Raw genomic sequence first — 24051 nt, forward strand, 5'->3', positions numbered from 1 at the left:
ATACTCAGTTTATGTTCAACCTAATATATCTGATAGCACTTTGCCCCAAGTACTATCCCAAGAATAATTTTCGATCACTTCCTTCCTTGCACATTTTCTAATCTTGTTTGCAAGTTCTTTGTCATCAGCGTAAGTAAGGATGGTGTTCGCTAGATCTATCTCATCAAAAGGTTTAAACAATGCACCTGAAACACCATCCCTAATAACATCCGAGTTACATTTATAATCTGGAATAATAGCTACTGTTTCTGAGGACATATACTCAAATACCTTAATTGGACATATTATATCTGTAGAACCAGGCAGAACGGTGATATCAGCACCCGAAAGTATATGTGGAACATTATTCATTGGAACTGGATCCATAAAAAACAACGTTCTATCCTTTATATCTAGTTCCTTTGCTTTTTCCAAACACTCTAAATATTCTTTACCGTTGCCGACTAAAAGGAATTTAACGTTATCTACGCCACGTTGATATAAGTCATACGCAGCCAACACAAGCCTAATTGTATCGTGATAAAAAGCAAAGCTACCTATATAGCACACTAACGTTTGCTCAGAAGATATGTGAAATTGACTTCTAATTGATTCTCTATGCTTATTAATTTGCTTAAATTCGTCAGTATTAACAGCGTTGTATGCTACTAAGACCTTTCCTGATATAGCAAACTTGTTTTCGAGTTCTTCTTTCAGAACATAAGATTCAACCACGATATAGTCAGCTTTTTTCACCTTATAATATTCCACCCATTTTGCGAATAATACAAAAAGAGAAAAATTATAATCTACCAGATGATCTTTCCATTCGAGAACAAATGGTATCCTATACTTTTTAGCCAAAAGTAAACTAGCAAAATGTAACCTAGACGATCGCTCCCAGATCAAATCATAGTTTGATTTACTGATCTTTTTCTTCAGGAAAAAATAGGTCTTAACATCATGTACTATATCTTTAAATTCAGATAGACTACGCACTAAGGGAAGAAGGTATTTAATTTTCCTTACCTTACTGTTATGAATTTTTGAAGCGCCATACTCTGTTGATTTAATATCAGAACTATTGTTTAAATCACCACCACAATAAACATCTAATTCGATCGACAGTTTATCCCAACATGAAATAACCTCAGATATTTTTCTTCCCAGTTGATTTCTATAAAAGCTTCTCCCACTAATATTATATAAAACTTTATTCATCGAGCATATCCTCAATTATTTTTATTATACTTTCTTCATATCGATATGAGCTATACTCACTTAGAACAAAGTCCCTACCTCGCTCACCGAAAATTCGTCTTTTATTTGGGTCATTGATAAGTTCAATAATTGAGCTAGCCAAATCGTTCTTCTGATTTGGCGGTACTAAATACCCCCACTGATTATGATGCAGCCATTCGGGGATCCCGCCGATATTACTCCCAATACAAGGCGTTTTACATGCTAGAGCTTCCGGGCCAACTAACCCAAATTGTTCATGCCAAACACTAGGTAGTACAAACAAGTCAGCTTCAATGTATAGTTTTCTAACCGTATCCCTGTTTACAAAACCTAATAGCATTACATTCTTCTGTAATGCATGAATTTCTATCTCCTTTTCTACCCATGAAGTTAGCTCACCTTTACCAGCAATTTTTAATATTACAGATGGATGCTGCTCAACTATTTCTGGCATAGCCTTTATTAAGGTCTTAATCCCTTTTTGTTCCGCAACAGCACCAACATAAAGTAACGTAGGACATTCATTTTCAGTTTTTTCTACTTCCTCATGAAATATCCTGTCAATTCCTAATGGAAGATATACCGAACTATCAAGCCCTAACCTCTTAATTGAAGAATATAATTGCCTAGAAGGAGCGTGGAACAGGTTAACATTACCCTTAAGATTTGAAATATAGTTATCATACAAATTCTTATAGAGTAAAGTTGTAGTAAAATTTGTACACCCTCGTATAAAGCACTTCATGCTAATTCCAAGTTCGCACGGAGCACTATCTTTGAGCCCTCCCCAGGAGGTAGCACAAAAAAGATTAGGGCCATGAAGAGTTTGAATCGTTTTATAATTTAATAACTGAGAATAAATCGAAGCCGGATACTTGGAAACTAAATGGACGTGTACCAAATCCGGTTTAATCTCATCTAAACAAGATTTAAAACTACGCTCCACTTCTCGGTAAGAAACGAACTTGCGTAATTTATTTTTAAGTAATGACTCACTTTCAATATAAAAGAAGTCACTTTCGTCACTTTTTCTAGCTGTATCTGTAAATGAGTATGTATATACCTGATAGCCTTTATTCTCTAAAGCTGTCTTTTCTAGTTTCAGCACTGCATCGCCACCACCACTAAAGTGGTTATGATCGTTAACCAATAGTATCTTTTTTGACATTTTTTATATACTCAGTAATGTAAATACAACTAACAGCCATGATTAGTAGACGTAAAGTGTTTAAATTAGAGGTGGAAAATCCTCTCCAGAAGCTATGCCCTGACATACCAATAATAAAACTGGCTACCATATAGGCAAACACAGCCAATATCAGATGATAATTACTATCATTTTCCCCGTAATTTAAATATCTCAAGTTCTTTTTCAAAAAAACATAAATCAATAAAATGAACAATAATAAGCCTACAAGTCCTGATTGTTCAAAAGCAAACACGTATATATTATGAAATCCGTAAGATATTCTGAATCCACCATTTACTGGAGCAACATAAAAACCTCCGCCAATAAACGGCATTAAGTCACCATTATCATATTCGCTCACGTCAAAAGATTCAAACAGCAACAGTCTTCCAATTATAGAGTGCTCAGAAGTATTCTCTAAACTTTCCATTCTAGAAATTGTCTCAAATTTATCCGCACTTACTGATGGTTTCAAGAGCATTAATACAGGAGCCAATATTAAAATCGTGCATAAAGCAAAAACTCTTTTTCCGGCACTTCTATAAGTGAAGTAAAAGAAGACCGCCGCCGTAAAGAGAAGCATAAACAAATGTGTTCTAGAACCAGTGTAAAGTGTTGGCCAAGCAAGAAAAAGTGACGCTAGTAAGTATATAATTTTTCTAGTCTTACAATATAAGCCTACCGCAACAATAAATGTCAAAGGTAAGTACATTGCTATCTGAAAGTAAGAGCCTACAAATGGCCCCCAAACATAGCCTTCCGGCTTAATTATAGTTAAAGCGTCTGATAGAACAATTTCTGAAGTTCCAAAGTTAATCTCATAAACACAATATACAGACGTAATAATGCCGCCAAGGAGTATTGCTTTAAATATTCTTTCTACATCCAGATATTGTCTAGGTATTGACATAAATATGGTTAATAAAATCAGTCCCTTCACATACTCAAACAAATAGTAGAACATGTAACTATTTATGTTTGTAGGAAAATCAGAGAGTATCGCAGTGACTAGAACGCAAAATGTAAACCATACGACTAAAGAAAACCATATTTTGTAGATTTCCTCATCATATACTACCTTGAAACGCACTTTCATCCATACAAATAAACCTAATATCAGTGAAATATCAAACAAACGCGGATTTAATCTATCAGCACTACTTAAATTTATTAAAGGTAATTCATACCCAAAGGAAACAAATACAAGAAACAACCAAGCACTATATATATTAAGTATATTCTTCACAAACAGCCTTCTTGATTGCAATTAACTCACTTTCAAATAAAAAATATTTTCGATAAATCATTATGTTTCGGACACAATATCTGAATAGAGATTACTTATCTTATTAGCCATTACTTCTGTTGAGTAGTTATCCTTAACAAACTGCTTTACTATAGTTGCTTCAAACTTTAACTTCTTTTCTTGAAGCTTCATTATGGCTTCATGTAGTTCTTTTTCATGAGCCCTCTTCACGACTATCGAAACTTTATCAGTAAGTAATGATTCCGGCCCTCCACAACTAGTTGTAATAACAGGAACACCACATGACATCGCTTCCAACATAGATACATTAGCGGTTTCACTTCGACTTGACACGATATAGACATCTGAATTTAAAAACCGTTTTCGCACTTCATTTTTAGGTACCTTGCCAGTTATTATGATTCGTTCTCTGAAGGCTTGTTTTTTGAAAAACAACTCATAACCTTTACTTTTATCAAAATCACCTATAATAGTAAGACGCCAGTTTACTTTTTCTGTATCTATCCTTTCTAGGGCCTTCAAGAGTATATCTACACCTTTAATAGGATTTGACGTTGCTATAGTGACTAGCCGCAACACTCCAGGTTCTTCTACTCTTTCACCAGAAAAGTAATTACAGTTAATTGGATTTTCTAGGATTTTTATCTCTGTATTCAATCCTGTCTTTCTGATTCTATCCGCGAACCCTTGGCTTACCGCTGAAAATACAGAAACATCTTTAACCATTTCATTTAACAGCTTTCTTAGTCTCCACGGGTAGCGCATATCACTTTCAAACCCAGAATAGTGTTCAGTGACAACGGTCGGTACTCCTATTTTCTTCCCTAACTTACCTGCACCAAATCCAGCTGGCAGCGAAACGTGCGCATGAATAACATCAGGTCGGCCCCACTCAGTCTCCACTAGTTGATACATTTGATAAAGCCTATCTAAATACTTTCTCATAAGTGAGGGATATAAAAATACATTTCTATATCTTTTGTGAGAGGCAACTGTTATTTCAGAGAAGAGGTGCTTTTTTTCGAGCTTTTCTATTTCATTTCCTAAATTACCTTCTTCGTTGATGTTAATCTGTAGTATATATACATCGTGCCCTGCATTTCTAATCGCTTCTATATGCGGAAGTATCCATGTGCACCATAGAGGTTTTGAGGGCAAAGGATGCCAAGAGGGGATAACTAGTACTTTCATAGAGTCACTCTTCTAAATTATCTTATCTGTTACGCTTAATCTGTTGTAAAACAGTTTTGATATCATCTCTAATCGGCTTGAATATTATTAAACTAGTTCCATACAGAGAAGAACCAATGATAATAGTCCACAATATTGATGTAAATACTCCCTCATACATACAAATTGACTTTGCGACATAAAATGAAATACCTACTAATATCGCATTTGCTACAGGCAGTGCTATGCTCTTGCCTAACATTTTTAATGTCAATGCCGTACCATGAAAGGCGTACAGGAAAATAGGTATTATAAGTACCCACATACTTACAGAGTAATAATATGCAACTCCTTCAGCACCACCTTCTAATCCTAAGTACATAAAAGTTGCCATTACGCCAGTACCTATAAATCCCCATTTCATCATCCGCTTGACTTTACCTAAGGACACATATATCCAGCCAACAGTGCTCGCAATAGGTTGCCAAAATGCAGCAAACGATAACAACTGGAAAATGCGTGCTGCTTCTTCCCATTCTTCTCCAAGTAGGAATATTACTATTTCATAAGATAAAATGCTCATTACTATAATGAGCGGCATAGATAAGTAAGCTATAACTCTTACCATTTTAAGATAAAAATTATTAAACTCTTTTGGAGATTCTTGTAGTCGGCTTAATGCAGGTACAGCAATACTAGAAAAAGGGGCTGTTAACTGACCTATTGGCAATAGCAGTAACGAATATGCCCGCGAATACAATCCAACAGGCACCGCTCCCCATTTCCATCCGATGAGTATAGTATCGAGATTACGTGCAAAGTAATTAACAAAACTATACATCGACATATAACCACCAAATGCCAACATTGAGTTTATATTTTTCAGCTTTTCCGGTTTACCCGGTAACCACCTCGAAAAGTACCAAACTCCAATCATTAGCACTAGCGCTTGAGTTAGTTGAAGTAATACAAGAGCCCAATAACCAAATCCTAACAAAGCCGTAATTATAGCTACTGTGATACCTGAAACCATTGAGAGTATATCAATGATGGCTATCTCTTTGTACATCATTTTGCGTCTCATGATCGCTTGATGCTGTACCGTTAACCCACCAACGAATATTCCTATTGCCAATAGAATGGTAATATTTCTGAGTTCAGGCTGTTGGTAGAAACTGGCGACAAATGGAGAGATAATTATCGTCAATACCATAAAAGCCAATCCAAATACTACATTAACCCAAAATAAGGTACTGACTTGAGCATGAGTTATACTTTTTGATTGGATTGTCGCCTGGGATAACCCAAGATCTTTAAACATGATGATAAAAGTAGCAACAACCGAAACCATTGCAACTAGCCCAAAATCTTCAGGTGTTAATAATCGTGCCAAAATTATATTTGATGATATTTGAAGTGTTAACTTCAGCGCCTGACTAATAGAAGTTATTATACCGCCAGATACAGTTTTACTTTTCAAAGTATCCGTTGAAATATCATCATCAAAACTTTTGCTTCCCATTTGCTATTTATTTTCCATAAATTTAATATACCAAGGCATTGCCAGAGATATTCCTAATGAAATGTTATGCTCCGGAGAATAACTCAGTTTATTTTCCGCTTTTCCTATATTAGCTTGAGAATGTCTTACATCACCAGAACGGAAGTCTCGATATATCAAATCGCCTTCAAGTATTATCCCATTTTCAGATAACGCATTTTTAATAGATGCGTAAAGATCATTTAGCGTAGTTCTATCACCTAGAGCAACATTATACACTTCATCTTTAGCACACTCCCCTGAAGTTGCAGCCAATATGTTCATTTGTACAACGTTATCTATATAACAAAAATCTCTACTAGTTTCCCCATCTCCATTAATATAAATATCCTCTCCTTTTATCATTGCTGCCGTCCATTTTGGAATTACTGCCGCATATGCACCGTTTGGATCTTGTCTACGACCAAATACGTTGAAGTATCGCAGGCCAATTGTTTTGAACCCATATGTGCGAGCGTATACGCTGGCATAAAGCTCATTTACGTACTTGGTTACTGCGTAAGGCGATAGTGGGCTACCAATGTTTTCTTCAACCTTAGGTAGCGCTGGGTGGTCGCCATAAGTCGAGCTGCTCGCTGCATAGGTGAAGCTTACTACTTGCTCTTCTTTGGCAGCAGTGAGAATATTAAGAAAACCTGTGATATTCGCTGCATTAGTGGTAATAGGGTCAGCAATAGAACGGGGCACGCTGCCCAACGCAGCTTGGTGCAATACATAATCAACCCCTTTTACAGCATCCTTACAGGCTTCATAATTGCGAATATCACCTTCTATGAAGGTAAAGTTACCCCACTGGTTCACATCAACTAAACCTTTTACTTCATCTAGGTTACGCTGATGGCCGGTTGCAAAGTTATCTAAGCCAACCACTTTTTGGTTTAGTTTTAATAACGTCTCTAAAAGGTTGGAGCCAATAAAGCCGGCAACACCGGTTACTAACCAGGTTTTGGGAGCGGCAACAAGTTCGCTTTTGATTTGTTCGAATTTAGTCATGATGTCTCTTTACTAATGATTAAGTGCTTAAGGAAATAAGGAGGGATAATCATTCTGCTAAGAAACAAACATCTACCCTCACGTAAACCAACCTATAAACGCATATCTACGTCTGATTTATCCAGTACGTATTTCAAGTCGTAGAGTACGTGAGACTCTTTACCTAATGCGCGAATTTCTGATGCCCCCATTTCCTTAAACTCATTGTGGCCTACCGCCATGATTATGGCATCGTAATGGTTAAGTTTTGGCTGACTCAACGATAAGCCGTACTCATGTTGTGCTTCTTCATTTGAACACCAAGGATCAACAACATCGACATTGATATTGTATTCTTTTAGTTCAGCGACAATATCAACCACTTTCGTATTACGTAGATCTGGGCAATTTTCTTTAAAAGTAAGTCCCATCACTAATACGTTTGCTCCTTCAACATGGATACGTTGTTTGAGCATCTTCTTTACTAGCTCAGAAACAACATACTTACCCATGCCATCATTCAGACGACGACCTGCTAGGATCATTTCAGGGTGATAACCAACAGTCTGTGCTTTATGTGTTAGGTAATATGGATCAACACCGATACAGTGGCCACCGACTAAACCCGGGCGGAACGGTAAGAAGTTCCATTTTGTCCCAGCAGCTTCTAATACTTCTAAGGTGTCGATATTTAGCTTATTGAAGATAATTGAAAGTTCGTTAATCAATGCAATGTTTACATCGCGTTGAGTATTCTCTATTACTTTTGCAGCTTCTGCTACTTTGATGCTTGACGCTTTATGAGTGCCTGCTGTAATAATGGTTTTGTAAAGTTGGTCAACAAATTCGGCAATCTCATCATTCGAGCCACTTGTGACTTTTAAGATGTTCGTGACTCGGTGTTCTTTATCACCCGGGTTAATACGTTCTGGCGAGTAACCTGCAAAGAAATCTTTATTAAACGTTAGCCCTGATACAGACTCCACCACTGGAATGCAGGTTTCTTCTGTTGCACCTGGGTATACAGTAGACTCATAAATGAGTACATCGCCTTTATTTACAATCGAGCCCAAAGCTTCTGATGCTTTGATCAATGGGGTTAAATCAGGCTGTTTATGTTCGTCAATTGGCGTCGGTACCGTAACAATGTAGACATTAGCTTCTTTGAGATCGTTAAGATTTGCCGTGTATGTAAGAAACTCCGATTCTTTAAGCTCCTCTTCTGAACATTCAAGCGTAGAATCAGAACCGCTTTGTAATTCATCTACACGAGATTGGTTGATATCGAAACCTATAGTTGGCATTTTTTTACCAAACTCTACAGCTAAAGGTAAGCCAACATAGCCCAAACCAATAATAGCGACTGTTATATTGCCTTGTCTTAACATCACGTCCAAATCCCTTTTGAGTCTATAACAAAAGAATCAGTTAATTTAATCTTCTTGAACTGTTTATGGTCAACTAACATCACATGGATATCAGTCTTTGTTAGAGATTCGTCAATTGTCACCAATTTAAAATTTTCATGCTTAATTTCTTCAATATTAGGTTCAATTGCTAACACCTGACCGGTGTGAAAATCCGCAATTGCCTTTGTAATATCCAGAGCCGGACTTTCGCGCAAGTCATCAATATCTGGTTTAAACGCTAGACCATAACAAGCAATAGTAACATTTTTTGCGGTTTTTGTTGGATTAGCTTGTAAGAAGTCAGCTAATGCAATTTTGACTTTATCAATTACCCATTCTGGCTTTTTGTCATTAACATCACGCGCTGTTTTAATTAGCCTTGCTAAATCTGGTGTTTTTGAAACAATAAACCAAGGGTCAACTGCGATGCAATGCCCACCAACTCCAGGCCCTGGTTGTAAAATATTAATACGAGGGTGGCGATTTGCTAAAGCAATCAACTCCCAAACATCAATGTCGAGCTCATCACAAATCATCGATAGCTCGTTCGCAAAAGCAATTTGCACATCACGACAACTGTTTTCGGTTAGCTTTGCCATTTCGGCTGTGCGTGCATTAGTAACAACACATTCTCCCATAACAAACGTTTTGTAAAGCTCAACAGCTCGTTCAGAACAGCGTTTACTCATACCACCGATTACCCTATCGTTTTGTACAAGTTCAGTTACCACATGACCAGGTAGTACGCGCTCTGGGCAGTGAGCAATATTAACGTCCGCATTTTCCAGATGCGTTTTCGGAAACGTTAAGTCGGGTCTTAACTCTGCTAACCAAGCAGACATTTGCTCCGTTGCACCTACCGGTGAGGTTGACTCTAAGATCACTAAGTCACCTTTTTTGAGGACGGGAGCAACTGCTTCCGAAGCAGCTTTAATGTAAGTTAGGTCCGGTTCAGGAATATCTCCTTCTTTGCATGGTTTGAAAGGAGTAGGTACAGCAATTAGAAAAGCATCAGCAGGCTCTGGCTTGGTTACAGCTTTCAGGTAACCTTGTTGAACAGCCGCACTGACAAGCATATCCAAGTCCGGCTCTACAATATGGATTTCACCACGATTAATTGTGTCAACCGCGCGTTGATTAATATCTACACCTATTACTTGCTTTTTTCGCGAAGCAAACATCGCGGCAGTAGGAAGGCCGATGTAACCTAGACCGATTACTGAGATTGTTTCAAAAGACATAATTTTCCCAATTATTTTGCTAATTCTTCTAGTATTCTTTGACAAGCTAATCCATCACCATAAGGGTTATGTGCAAAGCTCATTTGGTCGTATGCATCACTCTCTGTAAGTAATTTGCTCAACTCAGTTGTGATAATATCTACATCTGTTCCAACCAGCTTTACTGTACCCGCTTCAACTGCTTCAGGTCTTTCCGTCGTGTCTCTCATCACAAGAACTGGTTTCCCTAACGAGGGAGCTTCTTCTTGGATACCACCTGAGTCAGTTAAAATGATGTTTGCTCTTGTCATTAAATAAACAAATGGAAGGTACTGTTGAGGCTCGATCAGTAGAATGTTTTCTATATCGCCAAGGATACGATTCACCGGCTCTCTAACATTTGGGTTTAAATGCATTGGATAAAGAATTTGAACGTTCTTATGTTCTTTGGCCACTCTTGCCAAAGCTTCACAGATTCTTTCAAAGCCTCCACCAAAACTCTCCCTTCTGTGTCCTGTAACAAGTATCAGTTTTTTAGATGGGTCCAAAAACTTGAATTCTTCAGATAACGTAGCATTTAAGTCTAAGTTGTTTTCGATTTTCTCTTGAATCAATAGCAACGCATCTATAACGGTATTCCCTGTCACTTGAATAGACGACGGCTCAAAATTTTCTCGAAGCAGATTATGTTTGGACGTTTCTGTCGGCGCAAAGTGGTAACGAGTGAGAACACCAGTTAAACGTCTATTAGCTTCTTCCGGCCATGGGGAGTAAATATTGCCCGTACGAAGGCCCGCTTCCACGTGGCCGACGGCGATTTGCTCGTAGTATGCCGCTAAACTCGCAGCAAACGTTGTTGCCGTATCACCGTGCACTAAAACCACATCAGGTTTGAATTCTTCTAGTACGGGTTTAAGCTCTAACAAAATACGCGCCGTCACTTCATTGAGTGTTTGACCTGCTTTCATTAAATTCAAATCGTAGTCAGGAGTGATTTCAAATAACTCTAATACTTGGTCTAGCATTTCACGATGCTGAGCAGTCACGCAGCACTTGGCTTCAAAGCGATCATCGGCCGCTAGAGCATGAACAAGAGGTGCCATTTTGATGGCTTCTGGGCGCGTGCCAAAAACCGTAAGGATTTTTTTCTTAGTCATTTTATGAAATTCTCAACCGACAGGTGAAATTAAAGAAGTGATTTTTTTGTGAGTTTTTACCTCAGTAATAAAAACATACTGAGACACTTTTTATTCATTTTGAGACACCCTGTTGCTGGCTATCCCTTATAAAACCTAGATTATACTTACTTTCTTAAAACCGCCCCAATAGGCTTTTTAACTTCTACTTAGACGTAAACTGCAGTCCTAAAGTATGAAATAGCTTATTGAACCAAGAAGAAATGCGCCAAATATGGCTAATTACCGAAAAATAGCACGTAAACAAAATCAAGAAAGCAATAAACATTATTGATTCACTAATGCCAACAAAATCAGCCCACAAACCGATAGCGGCACAAGTTGATGCCAACGAACAGATGAAAATTAACGTAGCACCTGGAGAAAGCCCGATACGCTGACAAATATGATGTAGGTGCTCTCTGTCTGGTTGGAATGGTGACTGACCTTTACGAATACGACGGATCATAATGGTTGCCATGTCCATCAACGGTAAAGCTATCAACCATAGTGCTGTGACTGGCTTGAAGGCTACAGCTCCTGGTTCTTGCGTGCCGCGAATCAGCATCCAGACCACGGTAAAGCCGATAAACATACTGCCTGCATCACCCATGAAGATCTTAAAGCGGCGACCAAGTGGGAAACCTAAGTTCAGGAAGATATAAGGGAGCATCGCAGTCACGATCAATAAACAGATCGTGGCTAAGTATTCGTTTCCGTTGTAGACAAATACAACACCTAATGCTGTAAAGGTGACAGAGGCTAACCCGCCCAGCAAGCCGTCTATACCATCAACCATATTAAATGCGTTAATGGCGCCTATTACCGCAATCACGGTGATCACCGCGCCAGTAACTTCATTCAGGGCAATGGTTTCGCTTCCCATTAAGTAGCCTAAATCGTGTAAGCTGTGGCCTCCGATGTAAATCATCGCAAGGGATATTCCTGCTTGGATAATAAGGCGAATTTTGAAACTTACATCATAATAGTCATCTAATGCGCCGAGCACGATGAGTACAGCCGAACAAGATAAGTAGAGTGATAGGTTGTCATTCATTGGTAAGAACAGAAGGAACCCCACCAATATAGTAGAGAAAATGGAGATCCCTCCTACAAGTGGCACCACACCTTGGTGAAGCTTTCTTGCATTGGGTTTATCTACTAGACCTACGTGCTTAGCGACCTTGCGCATAACAAAAAGTAGAACGAACGACAAAATAAATACAAATAAATATGCATTATTCATGATAGCCAACTGTGTTATTAAATAAGTTTGAAGTAAATCTATAACGCATCCGACTGATTCCCTTTACGGATTCCATTGCATCACAGGTCCGATACTGCTGATTCTTTTTCGCTCATATCCGAATAAGCCGAACCCAAGAACAAGCAGGTGATTTTTTGGCGTGACAAAACCACATTAGCACGGAAATCGCATGAACATCCTCGTTATTCAAGGGCTCTGAGAACCTTGCTTAAGTAGTTTACATCCATCGCACACTTCATTCGTTTACGTTGAATGCCTCCCTTAAAGCTCGTTTCTTGCTTTAAAAGGTTCAAACACGCCTGTCTGATCCTTGAAAAAGCCTCTGCGCGATCATCGACTCGAATGCGACATGCATCTTCTCTGAAACTAACATCCAACTGCCAGTGCATCGACTCGATTCCCCAGTGAGAACGCGTTGCATCATGCAGTTCTTTCGCACTAAGTTTCTTTGAACTGATGTAAAAGCGAACCGACATATCTTCCTCTGTCGCGGACCCTTCTGTTTTACGCATATTAACCATGATACCCACGCTTTTTAGCGCCGGCCATTCATGCTCTAAATCACCTAAAAATGACAGCTCATTCGTCACTAATGCACAGCGTGTTTCCTCACGCCCATGCCCTTTTTCCTGGCTCGCATAGCTGTCTCCCTCTGCAAATCCCTGCAGCATTGAGGGGCGATAAAACTCACCTATCGCTTTCTCCAGTGAACCTTGATTTCCTTTCACTGCAAGTAAGTAATCAGCATTTTTATCGACTATCTTTTGGGCGATTTTTCTCTGACAACCCATTGCATCAATCGTCACTAAGCAACCAGATATATTTAGCAATTCCAACAACTTGGGGATCTCTGTAATTTCATTGGTTTTGCAATCAACTTTAGATTGCCCAAGACAAAGACCTTGCGCCGTGGCAAAGGCGTTCACCATATGAATTGCTGAGCGCTCTTCAGATTTATTGTAAGAACCGCGAACGGTTTTTCCATCGATTGCTACCACTTCGCCATCTGTGATTTGATGACAATCTTTCATCCAACTGATGAATGCCTTTTGCATCGCTGACGGGCTCACCATGCCCATGACGCGAGCGATGGTATCTGACGACGGAATGCCATTGTCAAAATCACCCAATGACTTAAGAAAATCGGTTCGGCTTTCACCAAAATCACAGATACCTTCCCAGGTATCAAAACCGGATAGCACACCACAGATCGTCAATAAAATAATGTCTGACAATTTGTGTTCTACCTTAGCGGCTTGACGGTAATCTTTTATCACTTCGAAATGCATAAATGGGTTCGTTATTGTCGTCATAATCTGGCTCCGTTTAAGTTACAGAACCATTCAAAATCACTCAAAATGATCTACAAATTGATCCTTAATGAGTTTCCAATGTTGTGATGAATGTAGAAGAAACGCCTTGTAAATTAGAAGATACTAATTTGACGAGAGCCCTTTAAAAATGGGAACTTTCATGCGATTGCCCTGACCACATTAGACAACATGGGTTGTAACGCACAGCAAACGCTAATTTTTAATATTGATATGTAAGTAACTGAATCACTCCGATACTCGCTCATGACGGTCACGGGTTCATAGCTTTTTATAGGCAGGCCAAATACAAAGCTTGTATATGCTAACTAACGGTTTGGGCCGACAGTTAACTACTTCTACACGCTTAGTGCTTGGTTTTGATAGGTATGAGAAATGGAGATTTAAATTGTAACCTATGCCTAACCAACATTTGCTCGCCACTTTGTTAGCTTTGAGCGTCCCTCTGACAAAAGGGAATTACATAAATTTGTAATAGTTCTCGTTTTTTATAAATCAATCTTGCCAGAAATGCACTTAGGTGCTTATTATTATTGAACATTCTTTAGTTTGACCTCTTTCTTTTATTAGGAAGGAGGCTTCACCGATGATTTGGGCACGCTACCGCCCCTAGGTCTGGCTCCTAGAAGCAAGTTTTTGCACGTAATGTGAACGGTTGCATTTCCAAACAGGAGACGAATTGTATAGTAAACACGTTGCAACTAAAAGTAGAACGTGTAAAAAGCTTACAAAAAAATGTCTTTTTTCTGACACTTATTCCGTCATAAATGTGGCGTGTTTTATAAGATTATAATTATCAGACACTCATTTACGCAGCGAGCACTAAACAGCCAGTGACGCTGATTCCAAAAGCTTAAATGAAAATAGTTGCAATAATATGAATTGCATCACAAGCGGTTGCAATGAAACGTAGTCAAATTTATGACGAATATCTAAGTCTCTCTAAACTTTCGGTTTTGCTGTTTTCTAACTCTCATTATCCTTGCCTACAATACGCTCACTTATTCATCACTTTCTGCTTACCTTGTTCATTGCGCGATTGACTGAGCCGTCTTTACGTCGCGAGGTGTCGCTATATAAAAGCAAATACTCGTAAGCGTGGGTTAACAAAGGAAAGGCGTCGTTTCGTTATGAAAGTACTGCACCACGGTGGGAAAAATACGGTTACTGGCTCTTGTCACGAGCTCGTATTACAAAATGGAAGTGTGCTGATCGACTATGGTTTGCTACAAGGTCAAGATAATGCTCAGCAGGAGAGTTTGAATATCGACTTTTCTATCTCTGATCTCAAAGCGGTTGTTCTAACCCATTCTCATATCGATCATGTTGGTCGGCTACCTTGGCTATTGGCTGCAGGTTATAAGGGGCCTATCTACTGTACGGAAGCCACCGCTGAGCTCGTACCGCTTATGTTAGAAGATGGATTAAAGCTCCAGTTAGGCATGAGGCGCCATCAAAGGGACAGCTTGCTCGATTTTATTCGAACGCTTATTCGCCCTTGCTCTTACTCCCAATGGATAGAGATAGAAGAACATACCTATCTTCGCTTTCAACCAGCAGGACACATTTTAGGGTCTGCATATGTTGAGTTTCATTTATCAAACAATGAAGTTGTTGTGTTCTCAGGGGATTTGGGACCTCGTAACACGCCTCTCCTACCTGACCCGGTATCGCCTGAAAAAGCAGACTATTTGTTTATCGAGTCAACATACGGCAATAAAGTTCACGAAGATGTTGAGTCTCGTAGTAGGCGATTGCTTTCTATTGTTGAGCATGCACTTCAGGATGGTGGCGTAATTGTTATACCTGCTTTTAGCGTCGGGAGAACTCAAGAGTTACTGTTTGATATAGAACAGCTTATTCATGAGCACGCCTTGCAAGATTCTCTGCCTATTATTCTCGATTCTCCTTTGGCTAAAAAGGTAACTACTACCTATAGGCAATTTAAAAAGCTTTGGGGAGCTGAAGCGAAAGAGCGGCTCGAGCATCACCGACACCCTCTTGCGTTTGATCAATGTATTACCATCGAAAGCCACACTGACCATTTAAAGCTCGTCAATCGACTCGCGAGCACGGCAGAAGCTGCTATCGTGGTTGCGGCCTCTGGTATGTGTGAAGGTGGACGTGTCGTCAATTATTTAGAAGCATTGCTGCCAGATAAAAGAAATGATGTTTTATTTGCAGGCTATCAAGCAGAAGGGACGTTAGGTCGGCGAATTCAGGATGGAGAAGAGAACATACTGATTGAAGGAAGGCGCGTTAGAGTGGAGGCTCAAGTACATACCATGTCAGGTTACTCTGCACATGCGGATAGGGACGATTTAATACAGTTTGTTTCTGGTATTCCTACTCCTCCGAAAGAAGTTCACCTTATTCATGGTGAACAAGAGTCGAAAAGATCGCTTTATCAACAACTGATAACCCTCGGATATAACTGCGTTATATAGTGAAATGAACAATCATTTAATTTCGAGGCAATATAATATATCGCAAACATAGTTTGTCGAATTCATTGATATAGTTACGTCAAGATTCAAAAACAAGTCATGAACAAGGACTCAGGTTCAAGAAAATTAACAAAGTTATGAGCATGTTCTGGATTCAGGGATATAATTTCTATACGAAATAAATTATAATCGCCGACTTGTAAGCAATTGGCTAGTCGATAACAACTTATTCCATTCCTATGACAGACAGTATGAGCGACACGCTTCAAGAACGAGAAGCTTCTGAATTAACTAAGCATAATTCTATCAGCATAACATCAGCATTGGACGAGTTATCCGCAAGTGAATCAAATGCTTGCCTTTATATCTACTGTCCAAAAGAAGACGAAGCAAAAATTGCTCAAGTACTTAAGAGGCATCCTGAGATTAATGCTCAGGTTAATAACTATTCTCTTAGAGACTTCAAGAGCAAAACGCTTTGCCACTTCAAAAGCTCGCATCTAGATCCTGAACAGCAAGCGTTTCTTGTCGCGGCGACAGAGCTAGGTGCTTGGGTTGAGCCATTAGTGAGCTATTTTGACCGTTCACTCGGATATACTGAAACGGAGCTTTTGCACAGCGGCTACTTCTTACACCAAAAAGCTTTTTCTATCCTTTCTAATCGCAAGAACAGCTGGCAAAAACGCTTCATCGATCTGTTGTTTGTTTTCATGCTGTCATGGGTTGCTATTCCAGTAGGGCTTATTACGGCACTACTCATTAAGCTTGAATCGCCAGGTCCGGTATTCTTTAAACAGCGTCGTACCGGCCAGTATAATGAAGAGTTTGAAGTGATTAAGTTTCGCTCGATGCGGAACGATGCAGAAAAGAACGGAGCCCAATGGGCAACAAAAAATGACGCGCGCGTAACGAAAGTCGGCTGTTTTATTCGTAAAACTCGCATTGATGAGCTCCCTCAGTTAATCAACGTACTAAAGGGAGAGATGTCGATGGTTGGCCCTCGCCCAGAACGTGAAGTGTTCATCTCTGAGTTGGAAAAAGCCATTCCTTACTATCGCTTTCGTCACGCCGTTAAACCTGGGGTCACTGGCCTAGCTCAAGTAAAATATCCTTACGGCGCATCGGTAGAAGACGCTATTTGGAAGCATAAATACGATGTCTACTATATCAAACACCAAAACTGGATGATGGAAGTGAAGATTCTTTTCCTTACAGTCAAAACGGTGTTATTTGGGATGGGTAGGTAAAAGCCGTCAACGGGTTTATAAAGAGGGTATTTTGTATTTCATGACAGTGCTTCTTTAATAAGGTAAACCCAGTATGTCTTAGCTCAGATCGGAGCTGCCCTTTCAGTTTGAAAAAAAGAGAGTTATCCACTTTGATTAAAGATGCTTAATCTGAAACCAAAGGCAATAAGATTAAAGGTAGCTCTCATACTTCTTACTAACAATACAATATTCGAACACGAAACTGGCCTTCCCCATCTTGAAGAAGACCTCCGCAACGTATCAAAAACCTTAAAGTAATGGGTGTGTCCAGATACACTTTCTACGGTTAGTAAGAGCTCGTCGCAACCGGTGGTATCGATGTTCTAATTCACCAAAGCCAAAGGACACCAAACCTGAAGGATAGTGTCATAAGTGAAGCTAAACAGCCCGTTCTTAAGTACGTCATTGACTTTCCAGTTCACCAGCAAGTTCAAACGAGCGCGAGCTATGCAAATTCGATATATTCATCTCGTAAACGTCCCATAAAACATGGGCGATAATGCTAGTGGAGTTCCGAGCTCGGAGTGTATAGATAACAGTCTCGGATTTAGTCACCCTAATACAACAGAGCATCTAGTAATATAGGACCAGACCGTTTACTTTCGCAGTATCTATGATACTGTAAAGCATCGCGGTCGCTTTACGGCGTTCTAAAACAGCCGTTTTTTTTGCCAATGACCAGCGGTTTAATTGCACGTTCATAGCGATTGTTGTCGATAGAATAGATAAGTGAACATCATCAATGTAGCAAATGCACTTCGGCTATTCCTCTCGCGTTTACCTTATCTTATTACTTAATGGATTAGATCTTACAACTTGTCGGAACCTCATCCAGTATCGGCTTAATATTATGTTGACGTTCTTCTTTCGTTTTTCGGAAGATGCATCTTTGGAGAGTCACTTTACCCTACGGAGCTTCTGGGTTGTAGACTGAGCTTTATCCGCATTCCCTTTCCCTTGAAGCTTCTTAGCCTCGATGAGCTTACATCGTGCATCTGCCAAGCAACCGACATTTCTGATAAAGCATGCTCTTTGCATGTTTCAATGAGCGAATGGCTCCTACTAAGAAATTTATCACCTGCTGCGGCAATCTCTCCAAAGCTGATTTTCCTTTAAGTCACAAAGTCTCTCAAATTTCTCTCAGCTTCATTATTGGTTAAGGGGTTTGACGTTTCCTTTGGGAAACCCCATAATCTCTCTATGTTTGAGCAGCAGTTTGAATCTTCCCGGCATCATTTGACCATCACACATACTTCTTTTACATAACCAGTGGTCGAACAATTTTGTTGCTTGTGCACCCGGCTCATATATGGGCAGTATGACAACAATACCTGTATAGCTTTCATCTACCATCTCTTTCGCTGTTGAGGTCGAGAACGAATAAAGAATTAGTTCAAAGAAAAAATTATCACTGACCACTGACCACTGACCACTGACCACTGACCACTGACCAACACTAACTAAGGCTTTCCTTATCACCTAGGTGATGAGAGATTTTATCAGCATGAATCAAAAGCGCTCGCTTTATTACTTGATGCCATAGCGTCTGCATTGAAGCGACTTTTGTTTGTGCTTCACCAATCGCGCTAACAGAAAGCGTTGTGTCGAGCTGTTCTTTGAACGGTGATTGGATTTTCGCAGGCTAACGTAATATTGTCCCTTAAGAGCGCCAATGTAGTCCAATAAATTGGGACCGACAACACTTTAAAATACTTAATATCAAAGACTTATTCTAAGCAACAAGGGATACCATGAACATCGATGTCAGACTGAGTGCGATTAAAAACGAGTATCAGGGAAGCAATCGATAATGATGTCCATGCCTATTGATGGGGAGAGTTTTTGTGGATACCCTGTGTGGTCTCAAATTTCAACCACGCGAAAGCTAAAGCGATATCGTCGTAGATAAATGCTATCTGCACGCTTCTACAAGACCATATCCAATGAGTTCTACCAAGTGACACTCAGAAATAAACTGTATTGTTCAATGGAAGAATTACAAAAAGATTTAGATGAATGGATGGAGCAATACAAGAGTAATCGTAAAAAAGGTACTGCCGTAGAACACCTGTAGAAGCATTAGAGATTGGGTAATCAGTCTGGACTAAACAAGATCTAGCCCAGATGTAATCTGACAAGCACCGAGCCAACAAGTGGGCAGTCTCAGTTAAGGTCTGAAGTAGTAAACCTATGACGAATAAAGTTTTAACCAATTTTGAGTTACATTATCAATAGAAAATGTGTTAACAATATGTTGTTTTGCTGCAAGCAACTTCTTGCTTCGTACATCTGAAGGCAAACGAGCTAACTCGTTCATCGATTTAGCTAACATTTCTGAATCTTTAGGTTGAACTAACACCCCATGCCCAGCTACTACCTCCTTTACTCCTCCACAATCTGTTGCTACAACTAGTTTTTCGTTCACCATAGCTTCCGCTACAACTAATCCAAAACCTTCCCACTCAGAAGACAAAACGAAAATATCAGCAGATGATAACAACGCAGGAACGTCATTTCTCATCCCTAAAAAGAGCACTCGGCTGGATAATCCAAGCTCGCTGGTTAAGTCACGTAGCTTCTTCTCTAACTCCCCACTACCAACAACAATAAGAGCAGAGTTTTTGTCAGAAACTAGATTGAAAGCCTGAAGTAAATTGACCTGATCCTTCGCCTCTGTTAGCCGAGCGACATTTATATACACGGTCTGATTTGCAGAAAGCCCTAACTCTTTACGAGTTTCCTCCCTATCTGAGTCACTAGATTCAAATCGATTAATATCAATCCCATTATATACTAGTTGAGCTCTTTCTTTACTTATCATTTTCTTAGATATGTAAAGCTCTAAAGCTTCCTGACTCACATTTGTGGTGATATCTGAAAGACGATCTGTGAGACGATACAAGAACTCCGTCAACTTTCCTCCTTCATAAGTATTGTGAGCTGTACAAACGAGTTTTTTAATAGGAGAAATAATGCGAACTAGGCGAGTTAAGATATTAGCATGATACATATGAGCATGAACAATATCTGGAGAAATTTCGCCAATCAACTTTCTTAGTTTTAGAGAAGAAGTTAAAACAGAAAATATATTTTTTTTCATCCCTAAAGAAATAACTCGAACTTTAGTGTCAGGTAAAACCTTAGCCTCATCAATTAAAGTTATTATTGTTACCTTATGACCAAGTTTACTTAAAGAGTTTGCCAAGTTACATACCTGAACCTCGGCTCCTCCCATCCCCAAACCGGTGAGAACAAAAACTATTTTCATTTTAAAGAACTCTTTAATTTATGATTATTTAAACAATATAAAATACAAACAAAACAAGGAAAGAAGATTGATGTTAAGGAAGAAACTTTGAGTAGTGTTAAAGCGATAAGCACCTTACTTCTCAAATTAAATTGAAGCTTAACAAACAATACAAAAGTAACAGAAAGTGCGATAAGCCCAATTGGCATACCAAATAGTACAATAAGATTAATTGGTAATGTCATATCATAAAGGGCTTCATAATAAAGTGGAGCGTCACCCGTTTTGCCAACAAAACCAAAACCAATCAAACTAATAACATTGCTGTAGATTATATCCTTTAGAATTGTAACTTTGACGTTATTACTACCATCACCTCCGCTTAAAAATAAATCTAGTCGACTTTGCAATATATCAAAAACAAAGTAAAAAGACGTTATTAGCAAGAGCAATCCAATTATAATCGACACATATGACCTAAAGTTGAAACATGTAACAACGATGAAAATCAAAGCAGCAATGATGCCAAAAACTGACATACTCAGAAACAAGCTAGATAAGCCCAACATGGCAACCGAATCCACCTTGTTCCTACAAATGTAGTACAGAGTCAACATACCAAGCATAAATCCTGAATGGATAGCAGGCTCAGTTGTTAAACCTACAGGTCTATATATATGCCCACTACCCGATCTGGCAGGTACCCCCCCTAAAAGAGTGCTCAAATCAAAGTTAAAGTGGAAAACATAAAAGGAAACAAATTGGGTGTATACAAAAAATACTGATATTAAAATAATAATCTTTAACGAACGTTCTAAAGAATCTTTAGGTTGATGTTTTATATAAGCATATAGGTTAAATGCTATAAAAACCCAAAAAGAACTTCGCATAGCATTCAACCACAATATTCCTGTATATTCACCATAAATAGAATTTAGTTTTGTCGTAAAGAGTATCACCAAAAATATACCGACAAACAAAAAATTCAATCTAATATTAATTCTCATTCTCAATAAAATAGAGAGAAGAAATATTGATAAAAAGCCGATTATTTGGGTGCCATAAACCGTCACTGGGGAATTTAAAGCTGTTACAGAAAAAAGGATATAAAAAAATACAATAATCATAAGATAGAAAGCCAGCTTTCTCGAATTTTATCTATATAAAAATCACGACTTTTTTCTTGAGCATTTTTAGAGAAATAATCATATTCATCATTTGACATGTTTAAAAACGTGGTCAGAACAGAAGCCAAATCTTCAATGGACTCACAAGGAACTAACTTTCCGTTTCTATCTTCGATAATCATGTCCGAAGGACCGGCATCGCAATCAAAGCTCGCCACAGGCAGCCCATGGCTAAGCGCTTCAAGAATAACCATCCCAAACCCTTCAAATCGAGAAGATAAGCAAAAAAATGAAGCAGAACGATACTCGACATCAATATTTTTAGTTGCCGGCAAAAAGTGTACCGATGAGTTAAGGTTTAACTCATCAGACAACTTAACTAAGCTTGCGCGGTCTTCTCCATCTCCAACGATTTTTAAAGACCAATCTTGTTTATCAACCAAGCCCCATGCCTTGAGAAGTAAATCGAAGCCTTTTTGGTAAGTTAATCGACCAACGGCCAATATTGTCTTATGCTCTAGAGAGGGGGTTTTATTATAAGTGTCACCTAGAGGAATTTGTTGCAATGGATTAGGAATTGTACAAATTTTTGCCTTCCCAAAAGTATTTTTCTTCCAATAGCCTTCGTCTTTTTTTGTAAGCGTTACAATATGATCGCAGAACAACGCAGCGATATAACGAGAGATTCGCCTTGTAAAAAGGTTAAAGTTGACATAAAAATTAAAATGCTCCCAAGATATATGTTTAACATTCAATCCAACTAAAGAAGGAACGCTGTAAAACGATAACATCGTATCAACATCGATAAAAACATCAAACCCTTCAGATTTAACGATTCTCCGTACAGACTGAATAATAGAAAAATGTCTATTAATACCTTTATCTATCGCTAACGGAAGTATAGGCGCATTTAAAGAAAAATATGGTTCATTAGTTCCATCTAGGCTTATAACCTTTACATCTAGGCCAATATCTATCAAAGAATTAGCAATTAAAGATGCAACTCTCTCAGTACCTCCAGCAGCACTAACTCCGCCTACAAAAAAACAAATCTTTTTTTTCATTCTAATTTACCTAATATAAATTCAGCTATCGAATTTGAATTTTCTCCATGTTTATCTACAATAGAAACATGAGAGGTAAGTTTAGTATTTTCATGCTTCCCTATATTAGTAATAAATTTCTCTAACTCCTCAACATTTGTCACTGTGTAATAATTAGATATAACATCATCGAATTTAAAATATAGTTCTCTACTATACGTATCGCATGAAAACTTATCGATACAAATAGGTCTATTTAACAAAGCATAATCGAAAACTATCGAAGAGTAGTCACTAATTAGAGCAGAAGATGAGCTTAAAAACTTATACAATTTGTCACCAGATATTCGAACATCTGTTGACTTTAAAACCTCAATATTAGAAAGAACTGGAAAATCAGCTAAATTAAGCGTATCGAAAGGGTGAAGCTTAATATATAGTTTTATATCAAATCTGCTAAGTTCCCTATTTAACCTATCAGCTTTCTTGAAATCAAGAAAGGAAACCTTATTTAACTCATTAATACCATCATTAACTCTGTTGTCGTACATGCTTTTCTTAAAAGTAGGCATCCACACTACATAACGTTCCGTTTTATTTTCAACGTTATAAAAAAGCCAATCATTTCTCGGCTGACCTAAACGAACGATGTTATCTCTTTCAACGTTCATTGAACTCGAAAAGAACCTGTCAAAATATTCACTAGAGATCATAAAATAATCATCTTTATATATTTTCTGTTCCGAGCTAACATCAAGCCCAATTTTTTTTATTGGTAGTCCATGCCAAAGGTTGACACTAATTGGGAGCTTCTTAGGATAAAGTTTTCTTGATGCCCAACCATGTGAGTGAATAACTGCCTTACATATAACATTATAATATTCTAACTTTAATTTGCTTGAAATTATCTTACATCTTTTTTCATTTTTAATATCTAATGGTATCTTGCTTTTTTCAGCCCCTTTTTCTACATACCAGACAAATACATAATTGCTATATCTTACATCAGATAATATATATTGATAAAGGGCGTAAGGGTTATCAGATGGAAGTTTCCCGCTGTTAAATAATATTATATTTCTCTTGGGTGCAAGATGTGAAATCATAGATAAAAGTATATGAAAAAAATTCTTCAAC

At 38.5% G+C, this 24051-nt stretch carries 17 protein-coding genes and 2 pseudogenes; 3 read left to right on the forward strand and 16 right to left on the reverse strand.

Annotated elements, in window-relative coordinates; translation table 11 throughout:
- Positions 1-15: 15 nt before the first annotated feature.
- From R7035_RS07575 to R7035_RS07625, 11 genes are all read right to left on the reverse strand, one after another.
- On the reverse strand, positions 16-1200 hold the full coding sequence (locus R7035_RS07575; protein WP_262602464.1) for a glycosyltransferase: 1185 nt from the start codon (positions 1198-1200) through the stop codon (positions 16-18).
- Positions 1193-2389: a glycosyltransferase family 4 protein gene (locus R7035_RS07580; RefSeq protein ID WP_262602463.1), complete on the reverse strand. Its 1197-nt coding sequence runs from the start codon at positions 2387-2389 to the stop codon at positions 1193-1195. The genes R7035_RS07575 and R7035_RS07580 overlap by 8 nt, the downstream gene beginning before the upstream one ends.
- The gene (locus R7035_RS07585) at positions 2364-3656 is read right to left on the reverse strand and encodes a hypothetical protein (RefSeq protein WP_262602462.1); all 1293 of its coding nucleotides are present in this window, start codon (positions 3654-3656) and stop codon (positions 2364-2366) included. The genes R7035_RS07580 and R7035_RS07585 overlap by 26 nt, the downstream gene beginning before the upstream one ends.
- A 60-nt stretch (positions 3657-3716) precedes the next feature.
- Entirely contained in the window at positions 3717-4868 is a 1152-nt protein-coding gene (locus R7035_RS07590; RefSeq protein WP_262602461.1) for a glycosyltransferase, read from the reverse strand.
- A gap of 22 nt (positions 4869-4890) precedes the next feature.
- Positions 4891-6369 carry a lipopolysaccharide biosynthesis protein gene (locus R7035_RS07595; RefSeq protein WP_262602460.1) on the reverse strand — a complete coding sequence of 493 codons (1479 nt, stop codon included), beginning with the start codon at positions 6367-6369 and terminating at the stop codon, positions 4891-4893.
- Between the two features lie 3 nt (positions 6370-6372).
- A complete protein-coding gene (locus tag R7035_RS07600; protein WP_262602459.1) occupies positions 6373-7401 on the reverse strand; it encodes an NAD-dependent epimerase/dehydratase family protein in 1029 nt (342 codons plus the stop codon).
- A 92-nt stretch (positions 7402-7493) separates the two neighbouring features.
- The gene (gene tviB / locus R7035_RS07605; protein WP_262602509.1) at positions 7494-8768 is read right to left on the reverse strand and encodes a Vi polysaccharide biosynthesis UDP-N-acetylglucosamine C-6 dehydrogenase TviB; all 1275 of its coding nucleotides are present in this window, start codon (positions 8766-8768) and stop codon (positions 7494-7496) included.
- A complete protein-coding gene (gene wecC, locus R7035_RS07610) occupies positions 8768-10030 on the reverse strand; it encodes a UDP-N-acetyl-D-mannosamine dehydrogenase (protein ID WP_262602458.1) in 1263 nt (420 codons plus the stop codon). Before wecC ends, tviB begins: the two co-directional genes overlap by 1 nt.
- 11 nt (positions 10031-10041) lie before the next feature.
- Positions 10042-11166, reverse strand: a complete 1125-nt coding sequence (gene wecB / locus R7035_RS07615; protein ID WP_262602457.1) for a non-hydrolyzing UDP-N-acetylglucosamine 2-epimerase — start codon at positions 11164-11166, stop codon at positions 10042-10044.
- 184 nt (positions 11167-11350) lie between these two features.
- Positions 11351-12430 carry a UDP-N-acetylglucosamine--undecaprenyl-phosphate N-acetylglucosaminephosphotransferase gene (gene wecA / locus R7035_RS07620; RefSeq protein ID WP_065274082.1) on the reverse strand — a complete coding sequence of 360 codons (1080 nt, stop codon included), beginning with the start codon at positions 12428-12430 and terminating at the stop codon, positions 11351-11353.
- Positions 12431-12633: 203 nt separating this feature from the next.
- Complete coding sequence (locus tag R7035_RS07625) at positions 12634-13764, reverse strand: ISAs1 family transposase (RefSeq protein ID WP_203346727.1); 1131 nt, start codon at positions 13762-13764, stop codon at positions 12634-12636.
- 1148 nt (positions 13765-14912) lie between these two features.
- Between R7035_RS07625 and R7035_RS07630 the strand changes: the two genes are divergently transcribed.
- Both R7035_RS07630 and R7035_RS07635 read left to right on the forward strand, forming a co-directional pair.
- The gene (locus tag R7035_RS07630) at positions 14913-16229 is read left to right on the forward strand and encodes an MBL fold metallo-hydrolase (protein ID WP_318146049.1); all 1317 of its coding nucleotides are present in this window, start codon (positions 14913-14915) and stop codon (positions 16227-16229) included.
- A gap of 239 nt (positions 16230-16468) precedes the next feature.
- Positions 16469-17476, forward strand: coding sequence for a sugar transferase (locus R7035_RS07635; RefSeq protein WP_017820724.1), 1008 nt, complete (start codon positions 16469-16471; stop codon positions 17474-17476).
- Between the two features lie 606 nt (positions 17477-18082).
- Here R7035_RS07635 and R7035_RS26165 read toward each other — a convergent pair.
- Positions 18083-18218 (reverse strand): annotated as a pseudogene (locus tag R7035_RS26165) (IS66 family transposase); the annotation flags it as partial.
- 1200 nt (positions 18219-19418) lie between these two features.
- Between R7035_RS26165 and R7035_RS26170 the strand changes: the two are divergent.
- Positions 19419-19541, forward strand: a pseudogene (locus R7035_RS26170) (IS481 family transposase); the annotation flags it as partial.
- A gap of 144 nt (positions 19542-19685) precedes the next feature.
- Here the strand turns inward: R7035_RS26170 and R7035_RS07645 are convergent.
- The 4 genes from R7035_RS07645 to R7035_RS07660 are packed head-to-tail and all read right to left on the reverse strand — an operon-like array spanning position 19686 to position 24050.
- Positions 19686-20765 carry a glycosyltransferase gene (locus R7035_RS07645; RefSeq protein ID WP_262636028.1) on the reverse strand — a complete coding sequence of 360 codons (1080 nt, stop codon included), beginning with the start codon at positions 20763-20765 and terminating at the stop codon, positions 19686-19688.
- Positions 20762-21871, reverse strand: coding sequence for a hypothetical protein (locus tag R7035_RS07650; RefSeq protein ID WP_318146050.1), 1110 nt, complete (start codon positions 21869-21871; stop codon positions 20762-20764). Before R7035_RS07650 ends, R7035_RS07645 begins: the two co-directional genes overlap by 4 nt.
- The gene (locus R7035_RS07655) at positions 21868-22935 is read right to left on the reverse strand and encodes a glycosyltransferase family 4 protein (RefSeq protein WP_318146051.1); all 1068 of its coding nucleotides are present in this window, start codon (positions 22933-22935) and stop codon (positions 21868-21870) included. Before R7035_RS07655 ends, R7035_RS07650 begins: the two co-directional genes overlap by 4 nt.
- Positions 22932-24050, reverse strand: coding sequence for a CDP-glycerol glycerophosphotransferase family protein (locus R7035_RS07660; RefSeq protein WP_318146052.1), 1119 nt, complete (start codon positions 24048-24050; stop codon positions 22932-22934). The genes R7035_RS07655 and R7035_RS07660 overlap by 4 nt, the downstream gene beginning before the upstream one ends.
- Position 24051: the final 1 nt, after the last annotated feature.

The organism is Vibrio sp. 1731 (genome assembly GCF_033339955.1).
GTDB classification, from domain to species: domain Bacteria; phylum Pseudomonadota; class Gammaproteobacteria; order Enterobacterales; family Vibrionaceae; genus Vibrio; species Vibrio alginolyticus.